The following is a 20,156-nucleotide window of genomic DNA, read 5'->3' as shown; positions in this document are numbered from 1 at the left end:
TCGTTCCGTGCGGTCCGGGACGCACGGGAGTGGAGCTCCGTACCCCCTCGGGACGTGCGTAGGTCCTGCTGACCGCGACAACCCACCGGAGTTTCCCGGGCCGAACCCGCTGAGGGGTTCACCGGCGTGCGGCGCGGTTGTGGCGTACGGAGGAGTAGAACGACGCGCCGATGAACGTGACGCCGATGAGGCCGGTGACGATGTCGTCGATCTCGTACCGGATGCTGACGAGGAGGACGAGGGCGAGCGCGCCGATCGCGTAGTGGGCGCCGTGTTCGAGGTAGACGTAGTCGTCGAGGGTGCCCTGGCGGACCAGGTAGACCGTGAGGGACCGCACGTACATGGCGCCGATGCCCAGGCCCAGGGCCATCAGGACGATGTCGTTGGTGATGGCGAAGGCGCCGATGACGCCGTCGAAGGAGAAGGACGCGTCCAGGACCTCCAGGTAGAGGAAGGTGAAGAAGGCGGCTCTGCCCGCCAGGGCGACCGTCGGTCGCCCCGCCCCGGCGTCCTCGGACCCTCGCCTGGTGTGCTCCCCGGCCTCCTCGTCGGCCAGCCTGCTCTCGAAGAAGCCGGAGAGCCCGCCCACGATCAAGTAGGTGATCAGGCCCGCGACGCCCGAGACGAGAACCGTCTGGGCCTTGTCGGCATGACCGCCGCCGTGCTGGTGGGCGTGGACGGCGAACGTCAGGGAGGTGACGAGGAGGACCCCGAGGGCGACGCAGACCGACAGCATGTCGATCCTGCCGAGCCGGGCCAACGGCCGTTCGACCGGGCCGAGCCACTTGACCTCGCGGTCCTCCAGGATGAAGTCGAGGAAGATCATCAACAGGAACATCCCGCCGAACGCGGCGATCGACGGATGCGCGTCGGTGACGAGCTCCTGATAGCGGTCCTTGTCGGTGAGCGCGAGGTGGACGGCCTGGGGCGGTGCGAGCCGGGCACTGACGGAGACGATGACGACGGGGAAGAGCAGCCGCATGCCGAAGACGGCGATCAGGATGCCGATGGTGAGGAAGATCTTCTGCCAGAAGGCGCTGAGCTTCCTGAGGATGCCGGCGTTGATCACCGCGTTGTCGAAGGACAGCGACACTTCCAGAACGGCGAGGACGGCGACCAGTCCCAGCGCCGTCCAGCCGTCGTACAGCACTCCGGCGGCCAGACCGAGGCCCGTGACGGCGAAGGCCCAGCGGAACGTCCTCAGCAGCACACGGCGCTCCCTTCTCCCTCGTCGTGCTCGTCGCCGGACGACGGGCCCCGTTCCAGTGCCCCTCTCGGGGATGTCTACTACGCCGGTGCCGCGGAAGAGCGGCCGACACCGCGCCGGCGGTCCGTCGACCGCACGCGGGTCACCGCGCGACGTCCAGGACGAGCTTGCCGCGGGTGCGGTTGGTCTCGCCCCGGCGGTGCGCCTCGGCGGCCTGCTCCAGCGCGAACACGTGCTCGACCTCCACCCGGACCGCTCCGGAGTCGACCAGACCGGCGATGGTGGTCAGGGCGGCGCCGTCCGGCTCGACCAGAAGCGGGCTGGTGCGCACTCCGGCCTGCCCGGCTGCGGCGGCGAGCGCCGGGGAGACGCCGCCCGGGACGGAGACCACCAGGCCGCCGGGCCGGGTCACCGCCACCGACCGCACGTCGGTGGCGTCCGGGCCGCCGATCAGGTCGACGACGACATCGACGGCACCGGCCACGTCCTCGAACCGCTGCCGGGTGTAGTCGATCGTCTCGTCGGCGCCCAGCTCCTTGAGCCAGGCGTGCCGGGACTCACGGGCGGTGGCGACCACTTCGGCACCCAGGTGCCTGGCCATCTGTACCGCCAGGTGCCCGACGCCGCCGGCCGCGGCGTGCACCAGTACCCGCTGACCGGCCTTGACGCCCGCCGTGTCGACCAGCGCGTGCCACGCGGTGAGCGCCGCGAGGGGCAGGGCGGCGGCCTCGGCGTGCCCGATCGAGGCGGGCTTGCGCGCGAACTGGCGGGACGGCGCCGTCACGTACTCGGCGTAACCACCGGCCGGGCGCGGGAACCAGGGCATCGCGTACACCTCGTCACCGGGCGCGAGCGTGGTGACGCCGAAACCGACCTCCTCGACGACTCCGGAGACGTCCCAGCCGAGGACCAGCGGCAACGTCTGCAGTCCCGCCATGCCGTGTCCCGCGCGGGTCTTCCAGTCCACCGGGTTGACCCCGGCGGCGTGCACCCGCACCAGCACCTCGGTCGGCAGCGGTTCGGGACGCGCCACCCGCCCGACGGCCAGCACCTCCGGCCCGCCGAACTCGCTGATGGTGACGGCACGCATGGTGTGCTCGCTCATGCTCTCCTCGTTCCTGTCCGTTCCGCCTGTGCGAAGACCGGGCCGAGCCCGGTGATCACCAGCTTCGTCGCGTCGCCCCCGGCGGAGTGAGTGGCTGGAGGGTCACCTGTCGTACCATTCCGGCCATGGCGCATCGCATTGCCGTTCTCGCTCTCGAAGGTGTCCTCGCGATGGACCTCGGTATCCCCGCGCGCGTGTTCGACGCGGCGCGCGATCCGGCCGGCGCACCGCTGTACTCCGTGACGACCTGCTCGCTCGGCGGTCGGCCGGTCCGCACCCACGAGGGCTTCCGGATCGTCGTCGACGACGACGAGTCCCTCCTGGAACGCGCGGACACCGTGGTGATCGCCACCCAGGAACCCGAGAGGCATCTGCTCGCCACCGGCGAGCTGCCCGCGGAGGTCGCCGGGGCGTTCGCCCGGATCGGTCCGCGCACCCGCATCGTCAGCCTGTGCACCTCGGCGTTCCTGCTCGCGGCGGCCGGGCTGCTGGACGGTCTGCGGGCCACCACTCATTGGGTGCTCTGCGACGCGTTCGCCCGGCTCTTTCCCCGGGTCGAGGTCGATCCGGACGTCCTGTTCGTCGACAACGGACGCGTCCTGACCTCGGCGGGCGGGGCCGCCGGCATCGACGTGTGCCTGCACCTGATCCGCCGGGACCACGGAGCGGCGGTGGCCGGCGCGGCGGCGCGCCGGTGCGTGGTCGCGCCGTGGCGCGAGGGCGGGCAGGCGCAGTTCATCGAGCACCCGGTGCCGAAGGACATCGACCGTTCCACTTCGGCCACCCGGCAGTGGGCCCTGAACCGGCTGGCCGAACCCCTCACGCTGGAGGACATGGCCCGGCACGCGCACATGAGCGTACGCACCTTCACCCGGCGGTTCCGCGACGAGGTGGGCACCAGCCCCCTCCAGTGGCTGTTGCAGTCCCGGCTGAACCAGGCGCGCCGGCTGCTGGAGTCGACCGACCTGACCGTCGCGCGCGTGGCCACGGCGAGCGGCTTCGGCGACGCCGTGGCCCTGCGCAAGCACTTCGCCACCCACCTGGGCCTGTCCCCGCTGGCCTACCGCCGTGCCCACAACGCCCCGGACCTGACAGCGACGGGATGAACGACCTCGAGTGACGCCGGGGGCGCCTGCGGTGTGTCCCGGGTGAGGGCGTCAAGACCATGTGCGGGTGCTCGAGGACGCCGTCCCACGGCCGTCCACGGGCGGGGACATGGCGACCCGTCCGGCCCTCGGCCAGGCGGCGGACTTCAACGGCGCCGACGGCGTACGAGGCGGCGGAACGCCTTCGGCCCGCCGGCCGGTGCGGGCAGTGCGCCCGCCACCGCGTCGGCCAGCAGTGAGCCGACGGTCTCGGCCGCGCAGGCGCGGTTGGCGCCGATGCCTCCCGAAGGACCGCGCTTGATCCAGCCGACGACGTACGTCCCGGGCCTGCCGGTCACCCGGCCGCGCTCGTGCGGCACGGTCCCGGTGGCCTCGTCGAACGGCAGCCCCGCCTGGGCCACCCCGCGGTAGCCGATCGCCCGCAGCGCCAGGCCGGCCGGAATCTCCAGCTCGGCGGTACCGCCGGTGACCCGCACGGCACGCGTGTCCTCGCCCCCGCACACCGCCACCGGGGAGGAGTGGAAGCGGAACACGATACGCCGCCGCCCATCTGCCGCACCCGGCGGCAGGGACCAGTCGACGGTCTCCCGCGCCACACCCCGCAGCACCGCCGCTTTGTCCTCCGGACCGGCGGCGTCGATCGCCGCACCGATGCGGGGATCGTGGTCGTCGATGAGCAGATCCACCCCGGGAAGGTGCTTCAGGGCGAGCAACTCGGGTCTGGTGCACGCCGCGTGCTCGGGTCCGCGGCGCCCGAGCAGCACGACCTCGCGCACCTTGCTGCGGCGCAGTTCCGCCAGCGCGTGGCCGGCGATCCCGGTGCCGGCCAGCGTCTTCGGATCGGAGACCAGGATCCGCGCGACGTCGAGGGCGACGTTGCCGTTGCCGACCACGACGACACGCTCGCACGACAGGTCGACGGCGTCCGCGGCGACCTCCGGATGCGCGTTGTACCAGGCGACGAAGGTGGTCGCGGAGACGCTGCCCGGCCGGTCCTCGCCCGGAACGCCCAGCCGCCGGTCCGTGGCGGCGCCCACCGCGTAGATCACCGCGTCGTGGTGGGCGGCGAGTTCCTCCGCGGTGACGTGGGTGCCCACGTCGAGGTCCAGGTAGGTCCGCGCGCGCGGGTGGGTGAGGAAGCGGGCGAAGGTCTCGCCCACCTTCTTGGTGGCCGGGTGGTCCGGTGCCACGCCGTACCGGACGAGCCCGCCGGCGACCGGAAGCCGGTCGACGAGCGTCACCTCGGCCCGGGTGTGCAGCAGCAGGTCCTTGGCGGCGTACATGCCGGCCGGGCCGGTGCCGACGATCGCGACCCGCAGCGGCCCGAAGTCCGAGGGCAGCACCCGGTCGAAGGACGGCTCGCCCCAGGCGTGGAAGTTCGGGCCCGAACGCGCCGGTGTTCCCTCCTCGGAGGGCTTCGTCCCGTCCTGCTCGAAGTAGGCCGCGTTGATCCGCGCGTACTCCCGCTGCCCGCCGGTCAGTCGGTCGATCGGGAGGACGGCGTCCACCGGGCAGGCGTCGGCGCAGGCACCGCAGTCGATGCAGCTCTTCGGGTCGATGTACAGCATCTCCGTGCTGCCGAAGGCCCGTTCCCCGGGCGTGGGGTGAATGCAGTTGACCGGGCAGACGGACACACAGGTGGCGTCGTTGCAGCAGGTCTGGGTGATCGCGAAGGCCATGGTCGTCCACTCCGCTGAGGGCCGGGGCAGGTGCAGGGTGCGGGTCGTCAGATGAGGTGGGCGCGCTGGTAGAAGAAGAGCGCGGGCCTGGTGAGCAGCCCCACCGAGTCCAGGAACTCCATCAGGCCCGAACAGCTCGCCCGCATCATCGACTTGTGGTGCTCGTTGGCCTTCGCCTCGCGCAGCGCGCGTGCCTCGTCCAGGCCGGCGTTCGCGTAGACCTTCCGGTTCACCATGCTGGTGACGATGACGTAGGCCGCGACGGCGATCAGCAGGGCGTGGATCCGGCGGCGCAGCCGTCCGGCACGCGCGAGGTGCCTGCGCGTCTCGTCGCGGGCGAACTTCATGTGCCGGGACTCCTCGACGACATGGATGTTGTTGATGGTGCGGACGAAGGGCACGACCCGCTCGTCGCGCATCCAGTCGCGCTGCATGACGTCGAGGACCTCCTCGGCGACCAGGATCGCCGCGTACGCGGCCTCGCCGAAGGCGACGGTCTTGAAGAACCGGCCGAGTTCGAGCGCGACCCGGTGCGGCCGGTAGGCCGGCGCCTGGAGCTTCTTGGCCCCGCGGGCGAACATGATCGAGTGCCGGCACTCGTCGGCGATCTCGGTGAGCGCCCACTGGACGGTGTCGTCCGTCGGATCCTTGGCATAGATGTCCCGCAGCACCATCTGCTGCAGGATCATCTCGAACCAGATGCCGGTGCTGGCGACGGACGCTGCCTCCTGGCGCGTCAGCGCCTTGCGCTGCGCGTCGGTCAACTCGTCCCAGTACGCCGTTCCGTAGAGCGTGCTCCACTCCGGGCTGGCGCCGTGGAAACTCGTGTCGAGCGGCGTGTCCCAGTCGACCTCGGTGAGCGGGTCGTAGGAGAGCTGCGCGGACGAGTCCAGCAGTCGCCGGGCTGTGCCGTCGTCGGAGGGCCGGTTCCCGGCGGCCTCCGACGGGGAGGTGTGGGTGGCCATGCTGAGGGCTCCTCGAATCGAGTCCGGGCACTATTACCACGGGTAACGATCCCGTCTTGCTGACGAACTGTATAGCAAGAGGAGCCGTGTTCCTACCCCCGAGTAGTGAAGGGTGGCCACGGGAGTACCGCTCGATACGGCCCGGCCGCTGCCGGCCGCCGCGTCGGTGATGACGGCATCGTCGTAGGAGCGGCCGACCGGGGCGACCGGGCCCTCGATCGTCTTCGGCCGGTCGGCCCGGCGTGCTTCACCGGAGCCGGAGCTGCCGCCGTTCGCGGAGGCCGTGGACGGCCCGGCGGCCATGAGGGCCGCGGCGGGGGCGAGGACGGCCGGGGGCAGTGCCCGCCGGGCGGCATGCGGTATTCCCCCCACGGCCACACTTTCCGTGAGGGGAACGACTGCTGTGACGACACCGCACGCCGCCGGTCGGCCCGGCACCGCCGGACGGTCCGGGCGAGTGAAGATCACCGGGCTTGCCGCCCGTCGTCAGCGCGGCCGGACGTGCCCCGCGGCCACATCGGTCCCGCGGCCACATCGGTCCCGCGGTCACATCGGTCCCGCGGTCACTCGACTCCGCTGGGAGTGGGCTGCGGTGTACGGCCCGCGAGGGCCTCCTGCAGCCGCTGCGTGCCCTGCTCGACGGCCGCGGAGGTGGTGTCGTGGTCGGCGCCGCCGGTTCCGCCGTTGGTGACCGTGATCGCGTTCGCGCCGATCTGAACGGCGGCCACGTCCAAGGTGAGGGTCACGGGCTCGTTCCCGCTCGTGCCTTTCACCGTCACGGTCAGTCCCTGCCTCGCGTCACCTTCCTCGGGCAAGGACATCTCGGTGACCTGGACGGTGCGTTCACCGGTGTCACCACCGGTCAGAGTGAACTGGTCGCAGGTGTCGGGAAGCGACCGCAGCCACTTCATCGACTCGTCGAGGTCGGCCTTCTGGTAGGCGGCGACCTGGTAGAGCAGCCGGGAGTCACCCTCCTGGAACCCGTTGAGCGCCGACGCCCCGGAGGGGCGGCCCAGCAGGGTCTCGTCGTACAGCGAGTCGATCAGCCTCTGGCACTTCGAGGCGTCGCTCTTCCCCTCGAGGAACGCGGCCACGTCGACCTGTCCGATGAGCAGGGAGTCCCGCCAGCCCCGCGGGTCATCGACCTGTGTCCAGTTGTCCTCGATGTCCGCCTCGGTGATCAGCGCGTTCCGCGCGCCGGTCTCGCCGAGCTCCGAGGTGGGCGACGAGGTCGGCGACGGGGACATGGGGGACGGGGACGTAGGCGTGGACGTGGGTGACTCGGTCTGCGCTGCGAGGGCCCGCTCGACGGCCGCGTCGGCGGTCTTCGACCCGGCCGACGCGCTGTTGTCCGCGCTGGAACAGGCCGCCGTGGTGAGCAGTGTCCCGGTGGCCAGTACGGCGGCCAGGACACGGGACGAGCAGACGATCGGGCGAGGGGTGGTCACGAGTGCCTCCTGAGGATGGGACGAGCGCCCCGGCGCCGACCTGCCCCGGGCGCTTTCCGCCCTTGTCCTCCCACCGCATCACCGGTCCGCCCGGGCGACCAGCGCAGCGGAGGCACACGGGTGAGAACGGGCCCCGCGACGCGCCCGAGTATCCGGGGAGCCACCGGGAAGAAGCGACCCCGAGCGCGCTTCCCGGCGTCCTCCCGAGGACGCTGATACGTTCCGTTCGCTACGGCCTGTCCTGGAAAGGAACCAGCCACGTCCCCCACCGACAGCGGGCCCACGCCCCCTTCCGAAGCGGTCAGGCGTCACCCCACCCTGTTCCGTGCCGTCCGGCGCCGGCGGAACCCGCCGCTGCGCCGGTCGGACATCACGGTGACGGACGAGCGGGCGGTCAAGCGGGCGGTGAAGGCCGCCTCGCTCGGCAACGCCATGGAGTGGTTCGACTTCGGCATCTACGCGTACCTGGCCGGCACCATCGGCCGCGTCTTCTTCCCCTCCGGCAGTGACACCGCGCAGTTGCTGTCGTCCTTCGCCGCCTTCGCCGTCGCCTTCCTGGTGCGCCCGCTCGGCGGCATGGTGTTCGGGCCGATGGGCGACAAGATCGGCCGCAAGAAGGTCCTCGCGCTGACGATGATCCTGATGGCGATCGGCACCGCCGCGATCGGCATGCTCCCGACGTACGCGGCCGTCGGCTTCTGGTCACCCCTGCTGCTGATCCTCTTCCGGTTGCTGCAGGGATTCTCCACCGGCGGCGAGTACGGCGGTGCCTCCACCTTCATCGCGGAGTACGCCCCGGACAAGCGGCGCGGCTACTTCGGCAGCTTCCTGGAACTGGGCACGCTGGCCGGGTACACCGGCGCGGCGGGCCTGGTGACGGCCCTCACCGCCTGGCTCGGCACCGACACGATGGACGCCTGGGGCTGGCGCGTCCCGTTCCTGCTCGCCGGGCCGCTGGGCGTCGTCGGCATCTACCTGCGGCTGAAGCTGGACGACACACCGGCCTATCTGAAGCTGACGGAGGGCAACGTCCACCTCACCGAGGCCGCGAGCTCGGTGGAGACCACCGCCCGGGGCGACCTCGCCAAGATCTTCCGGCGGCACTGGCGGACGCTGGTGCTGTGCATCGCCCTGGTCGGCGCCTACAACATCACCGACTACATGCTGCTGTCGTACATGCCGACGTACCTCTCGGACGAGCTGCACTACAGCGAGACCCATGGTCTGCTGATCCTGGTGGCCACCATGGTGGTGCTGATGCTGATCATCAACCAGGTGGGCCGGCTGAACGACCGGTTCGGCCGCAAGCCGCTGCTGATGACCGGCATGCTGGGCTTCTTCGTCCTGTCCGCCCCGGCGTTCCTCCTGGTGCAGCAGGGCAGTCTGCTCGCCGTCTCGGCCGGCATGCTGATGCTCGGCCTGTCGTTGGTCTGCCTGCTCGGCACCATGTCGGCGGCGCTGCCGGCCATGTTCCCGACGCCGGTGCGCTACGGCTCCCTGTCGGTCGGCTACAACCTGTCGGCGTCGCTGTTCGGCGGCACGACACCGCTGGTCATCACGGCACTGATCGGCGTGACCGGCTCGGACATGATGCCGGCGTACTACGCGATGGCCGCGGCTCTGGTCGGTGTCGTCGCGGTGGCCTGCATGAAGGAGACGGCCCGGCAGCCGCTCGAGGGTTCGCCGCCCTCGGTGCAGACGGAACAGGAGGCGGCGGAGCTGGTGCGGTCGCAGGCACCGACACCGAAGTTCTGACGGCGGCGGGCCGAGGACGCGGCGGCGGTGGCTTCGCCGGGGTCACAGGCCGGTGACCTTGCCGCTCGCCGAGACGTCGTAGACAAGGGTGACAGTGCGGTGGCCGCCCGGGGGCAGGGGGACGTTCCAGCGGACGATGCCGTCCGCGTCGACCGCGTCGGGCACGGGAGAGCAGTCGTCCCGGCGCAGGCGCACCTCCACCGCCGAGACCTCGGAGACCGGGACGCGCTCCCGGACGACGACCGTCCTGTCGTCGTGCTCGCCGGGGGCGGAGAACCGGGAGAGGTGCAGCCGGACGGTTCGGGTGAGGACGGTCCGCTGGGTGATTCCGGCGGTCTCGCGGGTCTCCTCGGTGTGCCGCAGCACCCGGTGGTCGTCCCGGCTGCCGAAGGCGAGCTCGAGGGGGGTGCCGGGGGCGGTGAAGCCCAGGGTGCCGCGCCCGCTGAATCCACTGCCGCGGACGAGGTCGACAGGCCCGGCGAGCAGGGCGTGGCCGGACAGGTTGTCGCACCGCACCACCTGGCTGACCAGGGGCGACAGTTCGGGCGAGCAGGCGTACTCACTTCTCGCCGGTGAGGTGAAGGAGGAGAGCGGCACACGGTGGGCGCGGCCGTCCGCCGGCACGGAGACCGGTGCGGGGGAGTGGAGCACACGCACCTCGCCGCCGTCGTCCACGCCCGGCAGTCCCAGCACGGGGGCGGGACCGAGGTCCGTGATCTCCTCCTCGCGCAGGTCGACGTGGACGGTGCGGCGCTCCGCGGGGGAGCGGTCCTCGAGCGTCAGCCGGTCCTCGCTGAGCCGGGGCGGTTCCGCGGCCCGCGCGGAGCGGGCCGTCGACAGGGTCAGCCGTACGTCCGACCAGTCCTCGCCGGTGCGCTGCCAGACGATCGCGTCCGTGTCCAGCGTGAGGGAGTCCCCGTCGAGCACGGCCCGGTAGGCGGGCCGCCACACCGCGCACGGCGTGAGGTGGCTCAGCCGCAGCACGGCCTGCCCGGCGGCCGGGGCACGCACGGTCAGCTCGATGTGGCCGACCAGCTCGGCGGGTTCCGTCTCGGAGAGCTGCATGGCCCGCTGGGTCTCGGAGAGTTCGGTGGCCACGTCGGCCAACTTGGCCTCCACCACGCGCAGTCGCTCGCCGTGGGAGTCGCGTTCGCCGTCCACCCGGTCCAGTTCCCGGGCCCAGCGGTCTCGTTCCGCTTCCCCGAAGCCGGTGCCCTCGCCGATCTCCCGCAGCAGATCGGTGGCGAGCCGGCCGAGCAGATCGACGCGGATGCGCAGCCGGTCACGCCGCTGCTCCAGGTCCGTCCGCTCCTCTTCCAGGGCCGTCACACGCCGGCGCAGCGCGGAGTCGTCGTCGGTGGGCCGCGGCCCGCGCGGCGTCCAGCTGCGGACGATCCGCGCGTCGAGCACGGTCGCCGGGTGGCCGGCGGTCAGTTCGGCGTGGAGGGTACGGTCGACGGCCAGCGCGCTGACCGGTCCGAGACGCAGTCGCTGCGTACCGGCCCGCAGATCGAGCACGGCCGTACGCTCGACGTGAGCGCGGTCCTCCGTGCAGGTGACGGCGGTGACGGGGAGGGGAACGAGCCCCGAGGACGTAGACATGCTGTGTCAGCTCCTGCGGTTGCCGCCGGTGAGGGCCTTGCCGGCCGGGATCCGGATTTCGTAGCCGCCGTCGAGGGCGGCGGTGCCGCCGGCGGGCAGCTCGATCCGCCACAGGCGTGTGCCCGGTGCGTGGCGCTCAAGGCCTGCATCGCCCCCGGGCGCCGTCCAGTCGGCTCGTTCCTCGATCCGTACGTCCGCGTCGGAGGTGACGGGCACGCGCTCGCGCACCTCCACGGAGACGGGCACCGGAAGGCGGTTGGCCAGCTCCACATGGACGCGGTGGTCGAGCACCGTGACGTTGTTGCGCAGCCCCGCGGTCGATTCGCGCAGATTCACCCGGCGGGTGACCCCGATGGCCTCGGCCGGTCCGAGCCCCACCCGGCACGCACCGCCCGGGGCGAGTGTGGGCAGGGCGGCGGTCAGCAGGAAGTCCTCGTTCACGGTGACCTCCACCGGACCGGCCAGCAGGGCCTGACCGGTGGCGTTGGAGAGCACCAGCGTCGTGTACACGGTCTGCTCCACGGACGGGACACAGAGGTACTCGGTGCGCAGGCCGACCGGGATCTCGCCGACGGTGACGGTGTGCCAGGTGCCGTCCGAGGGGATGTCGGCGGGGGCGGCGGCATCGAACCGGTGGTCGAAGGAACCCGCCGACTCGCGGGGCCGCACGGCGTGTCCGGGAAGGGGCAGCGCGCCCACCGTCTCGGCGCGGCGGCGGTACTCGGCGGTCACCGGGTCGAAGCCGGAGCCGGGGAACAGCCTGCCCCGCCGACCGCCCTGTTCGTCCGGGCCGCACAGGACGAGCGCGGAGTAGTCGAGCTCGGCGCCGTCCGGCTGCGGCGGACCGGCCACGGGCACGGGCGGCGTGGGCACGGGCGGTGCGGACGCGGCGGGCGGCGGCGCGGCCCCGGGGGCCGCGGGAACAGCCGGGGCGGCGCCGGGTGCGGCGGGCCGCGCGGCGGTACGCGGCCTGCCGCCCGGCCGGGCCGAGGCCGGGGCCGGCGCCATGGCACCGCCGAAGGCCGGAGGCGAGGCGCCCTCCGGCAGCGGAAGGGGCGGCGGCGGAGGAACGGGACCGGGCGCGGCACCCACCATGACCGCGGGCGCAGGTCCCGTGTCGGGGCGGGGGCCTGCCGCGTCGTAACCGGCGAAAAGATCGGTCAGCCCTGCCGGGTGCTCACGCCAGCCCGAAGGCGCGGGGGCGGACTGGCTGCGTCCGATGCGGACCGAGCGGAGCCGGGGCAGGTCGGTGCGACGGCGCAGATCGGCGGTGGCCAGGGCGATGCGGACACCGGTCCAGTCCTCACCCGTGCGCTGGGCGACCGAGGCCCGCAGCACCAGGGATCCGTCGCTCTCGCCCGCACGATGGGTGAGCCGGTAGGCGGGCACCCAGACGGCGCCGGGCACCCCGTACTCCACCTCCAGCTCCACCTCCGCGCCGCCCGCGCCGTCCAGCGTCAGGACCGCGCACATCGAGCCGGCCACCGGTGCCGAGGGCACATCGGTGGAGGCACGGGAGATCCTGTCCACGACGACCGCGAGCTCGTGCTCGGCCCGGCGCAGCTCCTCCTCCAGCTCGCGGAGCCTGCTGTGCAGCCCGGTCAGGCGCTCGTCGACGAACGCGGAGAGTTCCAGCCACGCGTCGACCGGGGTACGGCGGTGCGGGTCGTCCCGCTTGCGGGCCGGCGGCACCGGACGGAGCGCCGCGACCTCCTGGATCAGTCCCCGTTGCCGGTCCCGGCGACCCCGTGCCGCCGCACAGTCGTCGCGCAGCCGTTCCTCCTCGCGCCGCAACTCGTCGGACGGCTCGGTGTCGAGGAGTTCGGCCTCCACCTCCACCCGGGCCTCGGTGACACGCACCCCGGACGCTCCGACGACGCGGGCCCGCAACGAGCCCGGATCCAGCGAGCGGGGCAGTCCCGCCACCCGCACGTGTCCGCCCGCCGGCACCGTGCCCCGGGCCAGGCGGCGGCAGAGCGCGCCCTGCGCGTACACCACCACCGAATCGAGAGTCGACGCCCACCTCGGGACCGTCCCAGCCGTCATGCGTTCCCCCACCCAGCCGTGTCCGTGCCGAGGGCAGCCTACGCGGTGATCCGTCGCCGGTCCTGCCAGGTCCCGATGCCGGCACGGACCACGCGCGCCGGGCAGCCCGTTCCGGGGCCCGGGGAAGGTTCGGGCCGGACGACGGCCGGCTCACCGGGTGACGGCCCGCCGCCGGGTGCCGCCTCACCAGATCAGGCACCAGTACGCGCCGTGGTGCCCGATGCCGATACGACTGTTCCGCGGAACCAGGCCGGGGTCCGGCTGGCCCACGGACGCCATCGAGCAGACGGGGTCGCCGACCGCGTCGGCGATCGCCATGCGGTGGGCGGCGGCCGTCGCGGCCGGGGAGGTGTACCACGTGGTGGTCGCCCGTTCGTCACCACCGGTCGCCGGTGTCGGCCTGTGCGTCCTGGCGGACGGCGTCGGTACGTGCTTCGAGGGCGCCGGCCGCGTCGTCGGTGTCCGTGTCGGCGCCGGGCGGGCGGATGATGACGAGGGCTTCGGCGTTGCGGGCTTGGGTGGTGGTTCGGGTGTGGTGGATCGCTGTGGTGGTTTGGGTGTGGCGGGCTTGGGTGGTGGTTCGGGTGTGGCGGATCGCTGTGGTGGTTCGGGTGTGGCGGGCTTCGGCGGTGGTTCGGGCATGGCGGACCGTGCCGAGGGCGTGGGTGCCGGGGAGTCCGGTGAGAGCCGGGGTGTCGCGGACCGCGTCGGTGGCGGTGGTGTTGCCGGTCCCGTCTTCGGAGTGCGCATGGTCGAAGCGCCGGTCGAGGTCCGGCGGGGCACCGGTTGGCGGCTGGGCGGCGCCGGCCGGGTCGTGGGCCGCTGTTCCGGCGGTGCCGGCTCGGTTGCCGTCCGCCGTGCCGGCGGGAGCGGTTCGCTGGTCGGTCTCTGCGCCGGCGGGGTCGGTCGGGTCGGTCGGGTCGTCGGCCGCCGGCCCGGCGAGGTCGGCTGACGGGGCGGGGACGTCGTCGGCCCGGGCGACAGCGTGGGCGTCGGCGTCCGCCGTGCCGTGCTCGACGGCTCTGTCGCGAACGTCCAGGACGGCAACGGGTCCAGCGTCGGAAGGGACAGGTCGTCCGAGGCCGAGGGCGTGGGACCGGGCGTGCCGCCGTCCTGCGCCACCAACGCCCACACGCCGATGCCACCGAGGACGAGCACAGCGGCGCCGCCTGCGATCCACGGGGCACGCCGGGGCGGGCGTCGGTGACGGTTCATGGTCTTACTGTCCTATGCGACCTGGCGGGGCGCCTGTCACGTCGCCAGGACGTCGTGCTTTCCGCCCGTCCGAGTGATACGGAGATCTCTCCGGCTTCCTTCCGAACGGGGTGGCTCCGGGTGCGCCACGCCGACCCGGGTTCGAGCCCGGGGTCATGCGAATCCGTCCATGGGCCCGTCCAAGGGCCGTCGTGGAGCCGCCCGGCAGCCGCGGCCTTCGCCGAGTTCACCATCGGCGGCGGAACCTGGCCCGGCTGAGCCTGGAGGAGACGTACGGTCCGGTCGTTGCGCCTCACCTGTCCGGCGCATCCCGCACCGGGAACACCGAGTCTGGGACGCTGCCGCCGATCGTCCTGCCCCGTTTGCCGCGGATCCCCGGCAGACGCATCGTAGGAAGTGGGGGGAGGGCCTGCCGCAGGGCCTCTTGTCCGCCGCGGCGCCCGCTTCCCCGTCTCGCCCCTGCCGCACCCCACAGGCCCGGGCGGTGCGAAGAGGGAAGGACCTCGTCATGCCCCATCCATGGATGCCCCGAGCCCTCAAGGAGGACGTCGGGGACCACGCGCCCTGTGACCCCGAGTTCCCGGCACGGGCGATCGCGCACATCACGGCGGACAGGGAGGCCACTGCCGGGGCTCCTCTGGATCTGGTCCCTTTCGGCAACCTCAAGGGCTTCTTCACCGGCGGCGGCAGAGACCGGGCTCCGCACATCCTCTGGGACCCCTTCACAGGAGCGTTCGCCCAGTTCTTCCCCGCCACCTCCCGAAGCAAAGCCCTGGCCGACACGGCCGGTGGTACCCGTACCAACCGGGCCGGCAAGGTCGTCCTCCAGATCGAGGCCTTGTTCTTCCCCCACTGCCGCGTCGACGGCAAGGTGTTCGCAAGGCTGGTCGACACCCCTTGCAGGGGCTGGGACGATCTTCACGCGTGGATCAGTTCCTGGGGCGTACCGGACGTCTGGCCCATGGGCCCTCCGACCTCCCTGTCCCGCCGTACGTGCCCGGCCGACAAGTGGAGGTCGCGGGGCGGGTGGTACGCCCATGCCCATGTCCCGGAGAACGACCACGTCGACCCCGGTTCCTGGCCGGCGTTCGGGTCACGACCGCCCGGACCGCCCCCTGAGGAGTCCCGGTTCGAGCCGTTTCCCGGGGCGGCGTTCTTCCGGGCGGGACGCACCTCGCCCGTCATCGCGGCAATGCACGACCGACTCGTCGCCGAAGACTGCAACCGCTACACGTCCGGCACCGACACCGACGTGTGGGGACCGGGCGACGTGAGGTCCTACACCGCCTGGCAGCAGAAACTGGGTCTCGAGGGCAGCTCCGCCGACGGCGTTCCCGGCCGGTTCAGCTGGGACAGGCTGGCCGTCCCCGACGTCTGAGGTGGTGCGAGCGCCGCGCCGGAAGGGCCCGGGGCCGGAACCGGCGGACGGATCGTCAGAAGACCCGTACGTCAGCGTACTTCCAGGGTTTGCGCGCCACTTCCATCGGGCGCATGGTGGAAGAGGAGCGACTGTGACAGCCGGCGGCGCACGGCCCGGGAGGACCGTGGCTCCCCGGCAGGGGCGCCGCCGCGCCTGCTGGCAGGTCACTCCTTGCCGGCTTCCACGCCGATCGGCCGCTTCCGGCGCCGGTACGGTGACATCTCGCGCATGCGGCGGACGAACCCGCACCGTCATCCGGCGCCTTGCCGAGCCCTGTGGAAAGGAGAGGGCCATGCCCGCGACGGCGCCGTTCCCAGGAGCGGGATTCTTCCACAAGGGACAACGCAGCCCTGTGATCGCCTTGATGGGCAAACGCCTGGTGGCGGAAGGCTGCGGGAAGTACCGGACAGGTCCGGGCCCCGAGTGGACCGACGTCGACCAGCAGTCGTACGCCGCCTGGCAGCACAAGATCGGGTTCGAGGGAGCCGATGCCAACGGCATCCCGGGCAGGACGAGCTGGGACCGGCTCCGTGTTCCGCCGGCCCCGACGCCCGGTGGTGCCCGCGCCGCGTCTCCCGTACCGGGGCACGGCGTCACGACCCCCCACGGGAAGAAGGGGCCCCACTGGATCCTGGGCCGTCACACCGGCGCGGACTACGCCGCTCCGAAGGGGAAGCCCTGTGTGGCGGTGCGCAACGGTTCCATCGTCCGCAGTGGACACGAAGACCGCGGTTTCGGTGACTTCCTCGTGTTGCGCGTCGGCACGTTCGACTTCTACTACTGCCACCTCTCCGAGAAAACGGTGACAGGGGGCCCGGTCAAGGCCGGTCAGAAAATCGGAGAAGTCGGCTCCACCGGGAACGCCACCGGCCCTCATCTCCACTTCGAGAAGCGCCCGGCCGGCGGCGGCTTCGGCTCCGACGTGCCCCCCGTCTGGTAACCGGGAGAGCCCGCCGGCCCGTCAGCGGTTCTCGCGGCTCCTCGCCCGAGAGCGAGCGGAGGGGAGGGCGTCGACGGGTGGCACCGGTGTCACCGGCGTACCTCAGCCGATCCGGGCCGTGTCCTCGACCGGACGGCGGTAGACGCCGTCGCTCCGGTGCAGATGGCGCAGGTCGACGAGGTAGCGACGCAGGGTCACGTGGTCGGGTCGGCCCCCTTCGCACCAGACGCGGAGCCTCTCGTCGACCTCGCTCTCCGCGTACTCCCGGCCCGGCTCGAACGTGCGCTCGGCGATGTGGCGCAGTACGAGCTTCTTCCGGTTCCACCGCGCGGGAAGCTTCACCAGCCGTCCGTCCCGTACGAACGTGCGGAGCAGCGTCTCGACCCGCTCGTCCCCGGTGCCGTGGTCCTGCGCGGGCCGGCGCCCGGCCGCCTCGCGCGCCAGGCGGCGGAACGAGTCGTAGGACACCACGAGTCCGTCGGTGTGCGCTGCGACGGCCTCCCGTTCCTCGAGCCGGCGCAGCGCGAGGAGGGCCTCCCTGGCCGGCAGCCCGGTCCGTTCGACGACCTCGGCGGCGCTCGTCGCGCCCAGCGCCACAGCGGCGAAGACCCGCACCCGGGTCTCGTCGGCGAACAGCCCGGCCACGTCCTCGCCCGTCATGCCCCGTCTCCGTTCCTCCGGGAGCGGCCTCCCGGACACTGTTCCGGGACGCTACCCCCGCGGCCCGGCGACGCGCCCGTGGTTTTCCGTGTGCGCAGCGCCGGCCCGGCCCGTCAGCCGCCCGGGCCGGAGCGCACGAAGAGGCGGAACGGGTGGCCCGCCGGGTCGCACAGGGCGCGCACCTCGGCCTGGGGCTGGAAGTCGGCCAAGGCCGCCCCCGAGGCGAGGGCGTGCTCGACGGCCGACGACAGGTCGTCCACCTCGATGCGGTGCTCCTGCCCGGCTTCAGCGGAGCGAACTTCATCGGAGCCGTCGGACGACGTGGGATCTTCACCCGCATGGGCATACGGGGAAGGCAGGAAAGCGGGCGAAGGCACATGCGGCCGGGCACACGGGCGGCGGGCGGGGCACCGACCCGGCCGGCAAGGAGGTCACGATGACAGGACCGGAGCACACGGAGGTCCACGGGCTGTCCGTGCCGACCGCTTCCGCCGCGCTGGAAGCCATCGGCGCGGGCGCCTACGTCGTCGACGAGCAGGGCTGCATCATCGCCGTCAACGCCCGCGCCGAGGAACTGCTGGGCCGGCCCGCCGCAGAGCTCCTCGGCCAGGACGCGCACGACCTGCTGCACCGCGGTCCGCAGGGGCAGCAACTGCCGAGGACCCAATGCGCGATGCGACAGGCGTTCCACGCCGGATATCCCGCCCAGGCCGATGAGGACTACTTCGTACACGCCGACGGTTCGGTGCTGCCGATCTCCTGGCTGATCACCCCGTACGGCATCGGCGACCACCGAGTCACCACACTCGTCGTCTTCCACATCCCCGAACGCCCACGGGACACCGGCCCGCGACCGGAGCCGACGGGCCGGTCGCTGCCGGAACTGCAACGGCTGGCCCTGCTGGCCGAGACCACCACGCAGCTGACCTCCACCCTCGACGTCGACGAGGCGCTGCAGCGGCTGGTGGCCCTGGTCGTGCCCCGGCTGGCGGACTGGGCGGTCGTCGACCTGATCACCGAACGCGACGAGGTGTGGCGTACCGTCGTGGTCCACGCCGAGGGCGACACGCTGGTGCAGCGCGAGGACCTGCAGGGACCGATGCCGCCGATTCCCGAGGAATCCCCGATGCCCCTGTCCAGAGCCCTGCGCGGCGTCTCCTCCACCCTGGCCGGTCCGCGGACCTACCAGGGGACACCGGATTCCGGCATCGCGGTCGAGCAGGGCCGCCTGTTCCAGGCCACGGGGATGCACTCCGCGGCCATCGCACCCATCCGCAGCACGCGCGCGGTCCTGGGCGCGCTGACCCTGGGCCGTACCGAGACTCCGGCGGCCTTCGCCCCCACGGACCTGCCGCTGATCGAGGACATCGCGCGCCGGGCCGGCCTCGCCCTGGACAACGCCCGCCTCTACCAGCGCCAGCGCAAGGTGGCCGAGACCATGCAGAACCACCTGCTGCCCCAGATGCCGGGCGTCTCGGGCCTGGAGATGACCGTCCGCTACCTGCCCGCGCCCGACGCCTCACATGTCGGCGGCGACTGGTACGACGCCTTCCCCTTGTCCGACGCGTCCACCGCCCTGGCCATCGGTGACGTCGTCGGCCACGACCTGGAGGCGGCGGCCGGCATGGCACAGGTCCGCAACATGCTCCGCGCCTACGCCTGGTCCCAGCACGAACCCCCCAGCCGCATCGTCGAACGGCTCGACGAGGCGATCCAGCACATCACCGACGTCGCCATGGCCACCATGATCTTCGGCCGGATCGAAGCGGCCCACGACGGCCACTGGCAGCTGTCCTGGACCAACGCGGGCCACCCTCCGCCGCTGCTGATCAGCCGGGACGGCCTGACGAGCTACCTCACCGACGGCCACGGCATCCTCCTGGGCACCCAGGCGGGCCTCCGGCGCCCCGACGCCACAGTGCTGCTCCCGCCGGGATCCACCCTGGTGCTGTACACGGACGGCCTCATCGAAGCGCCCGGCCAGAGCCTCGACACGGGTCTGAACCGGCTGCGCCGGCACGCCGCCGCCCTCGCCCACCGCTCCCTCACCCCGTTCACCGACCAGCTGCTCCACCGTGTCCGACCCGCCGACAACGACGACGACGTCGCCCTCCTGGCCCTGCGAGTCCCCAAAGGCTGAGCCCGCGGGAGAGCTTCGGAGGACCGACCGGCTCAGGCGCGGCGCGCCTCGCCCGGGCGGACGGGCGCCGGTGGAGGACCGGTGGGGCGGCGGCCCGACTGCGACGCTCGAGGCCCCGGCTCGCGGCAGGACGACGCCACTCACCGGTCGGCGGTACGTGTGGCGAAGTCCTCGTCGGTGATGGCGCGGACCACGCGGCAAGGGGCGCCGAGCGCGACGGTCATCGGGGGAATGCTGCGGCTGACGACGCTGCCGGCGCCGATGACCGACCCGTATCCGATGCGGACGCCGGGCAGGACCACCGCGTTGCTGCCGATCCACACCTTGTCCTCGATCACGATCGGCTCCGAGAACCGCCCGAAGTCGGTACGCCGTGCGGGATGCACCGGGTGTCCCGTCGTGGTCAGTGTCACGCTGGGCGCGATCATCACACCGTCACCTATGCGGATGTCGACATCGTCGACGAAGGTGAGGTTCACGTTCCCGAAGAAGTCGTCGCCGATGTGGACGTTGCTGCCGAACCCGGCGTGGAACGGCGGCAGCAGCACCGTGCGTTCACCGACCGACCCGAAGATCGCGGCGAGTAGCGACCGGCGCTTCTCCGTCTCACTCGGCGGGGTGTGGTTGTACTCGAAGATCTCCTCGGTGCGGCGCAGGGGAGCCTGGAAGGCCGCTTCCGACTCGGTGTAGACGAGCCCCTCGGCGATCCGGGCCAGGACCTCTTTCTCGTGCGCATGCGTCACAGCGGAACGACTCCGTTCGTCCGACCTCCGGGTCCGGACCCGGCGCGTCCTCGGCCGGCCGCGCGCACCGAGCCTATGCCTTCGGATCTGGACCATGGCGGCTCCATCCCGCATCATGGCGCTTA

At 72.4% G+C, this 20,156-nt stretch carries 17 protein-coding genes and 1 pseudogene; 6 read left to right on the top strand and 12 right to left on the bottom strand.

Annotated elements, in window-relative coordinates; genetic code table 11:
- Positions 1-118: 118 nt before the first annotated feature.
- Positions 119-1,210 (bottom strand): DUF475 domain-containing protein, encoded by a 1,092-nt coding sequence (locus KUM38_RS29880; RefSeq protein WP_217133859.1) that lies wholly within the window; start codon positions 1,208-1,210, stop codon positions 119-121.
- Positions 1,211-1,349: 139 nt separating this feature from the next.
- Complete coding sequence (locus KUM38_RS29875; RefSeq protein WP_217133857.1) at positions 1,350-2,312, bottom strand: NADP-dependent oxidoreductase; 963 nt, start codon at positions 2,310-2,312, stop codon at positions 1,350-1,352.
- 125 nt (positions 2,313-2,437) lie between these two features.
- Between KUM38_RS29875 and KUM38_RS29870 the strand changes: the two genes are divergently transcribed.
- Positions 2,438-3,418, top strand: a complete 981-nt coding sequence (locus KUM38_RS29870) for a GlxA family transcriptional regulator (RefSeq protein ID WP_217133855.1) — start codon at positions 2,438-2,440, stop codon at positions 3,416-3,418.
- Between the two features lie 146 nt (positions 3,419-3,564).
- Here KUM38_RS29870 and KUM38_RS29865 read toward each other — a convergent pair whose 3' ends face one another.
- The 3 genes from KUM38_RS29865 to KUM38_RS29855 all read right to left on the bottom strand — a co-directional run bounded on the left by KUM38_RS29865 (position 3,565) and on the right by KUM38_RS29855 (position 7,510).
- A complete protein-coding gene (locus tag KUM38_RS29865; protein ID WP_217133853.1) occupies positions 3,565-5,097 on the bottom strand; it encodes an FAD-dependent oxidoreductase in 1,533 nt (510 codons plus the stop codon).
- A 47-nt stretch (positions 5,098-5,144) separates the two neighbouring features.
- Positions 5,145-6,062 (bottom strand): diiron oxygenase, encoded by a 918-nt coding sequence (locus tag KUM38_RS29860; protein ID WP_217133851.1) that lies wholly within the window; start codon positions 6,060-6,062, stop codon positions 5,145-5,147.
- Between the two features lie 563 nt (positions 6,063-6,625).
- Positions 6,626-7,510, bottom strand: coding sequence for a hypothetical protein (locus tag KUM38_RS29855; protein WP_217133843.1), 885 nt, complete (start codon positions 7,508-7,510; stop codon positions 6,626-6,628).
- A 318-nt stretch (positions 7,511-7,828) separates the two neighbouring features.
- Here KUM38_RS29855 and KUM38_RS29850 point away from each other — a divergent pair, with 318 nt between their 5' ends.
- Positions 7,829-9,265 carry an MFS transporter gene (locus KUM38_RS29850; protein ID WP_217134451.1) on the top strand — a complete coding sequence of 479 codons (1,437 nt, stop codon included), beginning with the start codon at positions 7,829-7,831 and terminating at the stop codon, positions 9,263-9,265.
- 42 nt (positions 9,266-9,307) lie between these two features.
- On the opposite strand, the gene KUM38_RS29845 is transcribed toward KUM38_RS29850, so the two are convergent.
- From KUM38_RS29845 to KUM38_RS29835, 4 genes are all read right to left on the bottom strand, one after another.
- On the bottom strand, positions 9,308-10,867 hold the full coding sequence (locus KUM38_RS29845) for a mucoidy inhibitor MuiA family protein (RefSeq protein WP_217133841.1): 1,560 nt from the start codon (positions 10,865-10,867) through the stop codon (positions 9,308-9,310).
- Positions 10,868-10,873: 6 nt separating this feature from the next.
- On the bottom strand, positions 10,874-12,913 hold the full coding sequence (locus tag KUM38_RS29840) for a DUF4139 domain-containing protein (protein WP_217133839.1): 2,040 nt from the start codon (positions 12,911-12,913) through the stop codon (positions 10,874-10,876).
- Positions 12,914-13,096: 183 nt separating this feature from the next.
- Positions 13,097-13,231 carry a hypothetical protein gene (locus KUM38_RS43075; RefSeq protein WP_302181302.1) on the bottom strand — a complete coding sequence of 45 codons (135 nt, stop codon included), beginning with the start codon at positions 13,229-13,231 and terminating at the stop codon, positions 13,097-13,099.
- Positions 13,232-13,289: 58 nt separating this feature from the next.
- Positions 13,290-14,045 (bottom strand): hypothetical protein, encoded by a 756-nt coding sequence (locus tag KUM38_RS29835; protein WP_217133838.1) that lies wholly within the window; start codon positions 14,043-14,045, stop codon positions 13,290-13,292.
- Between the two features lie 591 nt (positions 14,046-14,636).
- On the opposite strand from KUM38_RS29835, the gene KUM38_RS29830 reads away from it, so the two are divergent.
- From KUM38_RS29830 to KUM38_RS42385, 3 genes and pseudogenes are all read left to right on the top strand, one after another.
- Positions 14,637-15,506 (top strand): peptidoglycan-binding protein, encoded by an 870-nt coding sequence (locus tag KUM38_RS29830; protein WP_254397980.1) that lies wholly within the window; start codon positions 14,637-14,639, stop codon positions 15,504-15,506.
- Between the two features lie 337 nt (positions 15,507-15,843).
- Positions 15,844-16,086, top strand: a pseudogene (locus KUM38_RS42390) (peptidoglycan-binding protein); the annotation flags it as partial.
- A gap of 90 nt (positions 16,087-16,176) precedes the next feature.
- Complete coding sequence (locus KUM38_RS42385) at positions 16,177-16,488, top strand: M23 family metallopeptidase (RefSeq protein WP_308409101.1); 312 nt, start codon at positions 16,177-16,179, stop codon at positions 16,486-16,488.
- A gap of 102 nt (positions 16,489-16,590) precedes the next feature.
- On the opposite strand, the gene KUM38_RS29820 is transcribed toward KUM38_RS42385, so the two are convergent.
- Together KUM38_RS29820 and KUM38_RS42380 are read right to left on the bottom strand one after the other, a co-directional pair.
- Entirely contained in the window at positions 16,591-17,148 is a 558-nt protein-coding gene (locus KUM38_RS29820; RefSeq protein ID WP_217133830.1) for a DUF2087 domain-containing protein, read from the bottom strand.
- A gap of 113 nt (positions 17,149-17,261) precedes the next feature.
- Complete coding sequence (locus KUM38_RS42380) at positions 17,262-17,408, bottom strand: VOC family protein (RefSeq protein ID WP_308409093.1); 147 nt, start codon at positions 17,406-17,408, stop codon at positions 17,262-17,264.
- 176 nt (positions 17,409-17,584) lie between these two features.
- Between KUM38_RS42380 and KUM38_RS29810 the strand changes: the two genes are divergently transcribed.
- Entirely contained in the window at positions 17,585-19,288 is a 1,704-nt protein-coding gene (locus tag KUM38_RS29810; protein ID WP_217133827.1) for a SpoIIE family protein phosphatase, read from the top strand.
- 140 nt (positions 19,289-19,428) lie between these two features.
- On the opposite strand, the gene KUM38_RS29805 is transcribed toward KUM38_RS29810, so the two are convergent.
- Positions 19,429-20,031, bottom strand: coding sequence for a sugar O-acetyltransferase (locus tag KUM38_RS29805; RefSeq protein ID WP_217133825.1), 603 nt, complete (start codon positions 20,029-20,031; stop codon positions 19,429-19,431).
- Positions 20,032-20,156 lie beyond the last annotated feature (125 nt).

Origin of the sequence: Streptomyces sp. AC558_RSS880 (genome assembly GCF_019049255.1) — a bacterium.
GTDB lineage: Bacteria > Actinomycetota > Actinomycetes > Streptomycetales > Streptomycetaceae > Streptomyces.
This window is presented reverse-complemented; position numbering and strand designations above follow the sequence as displayed.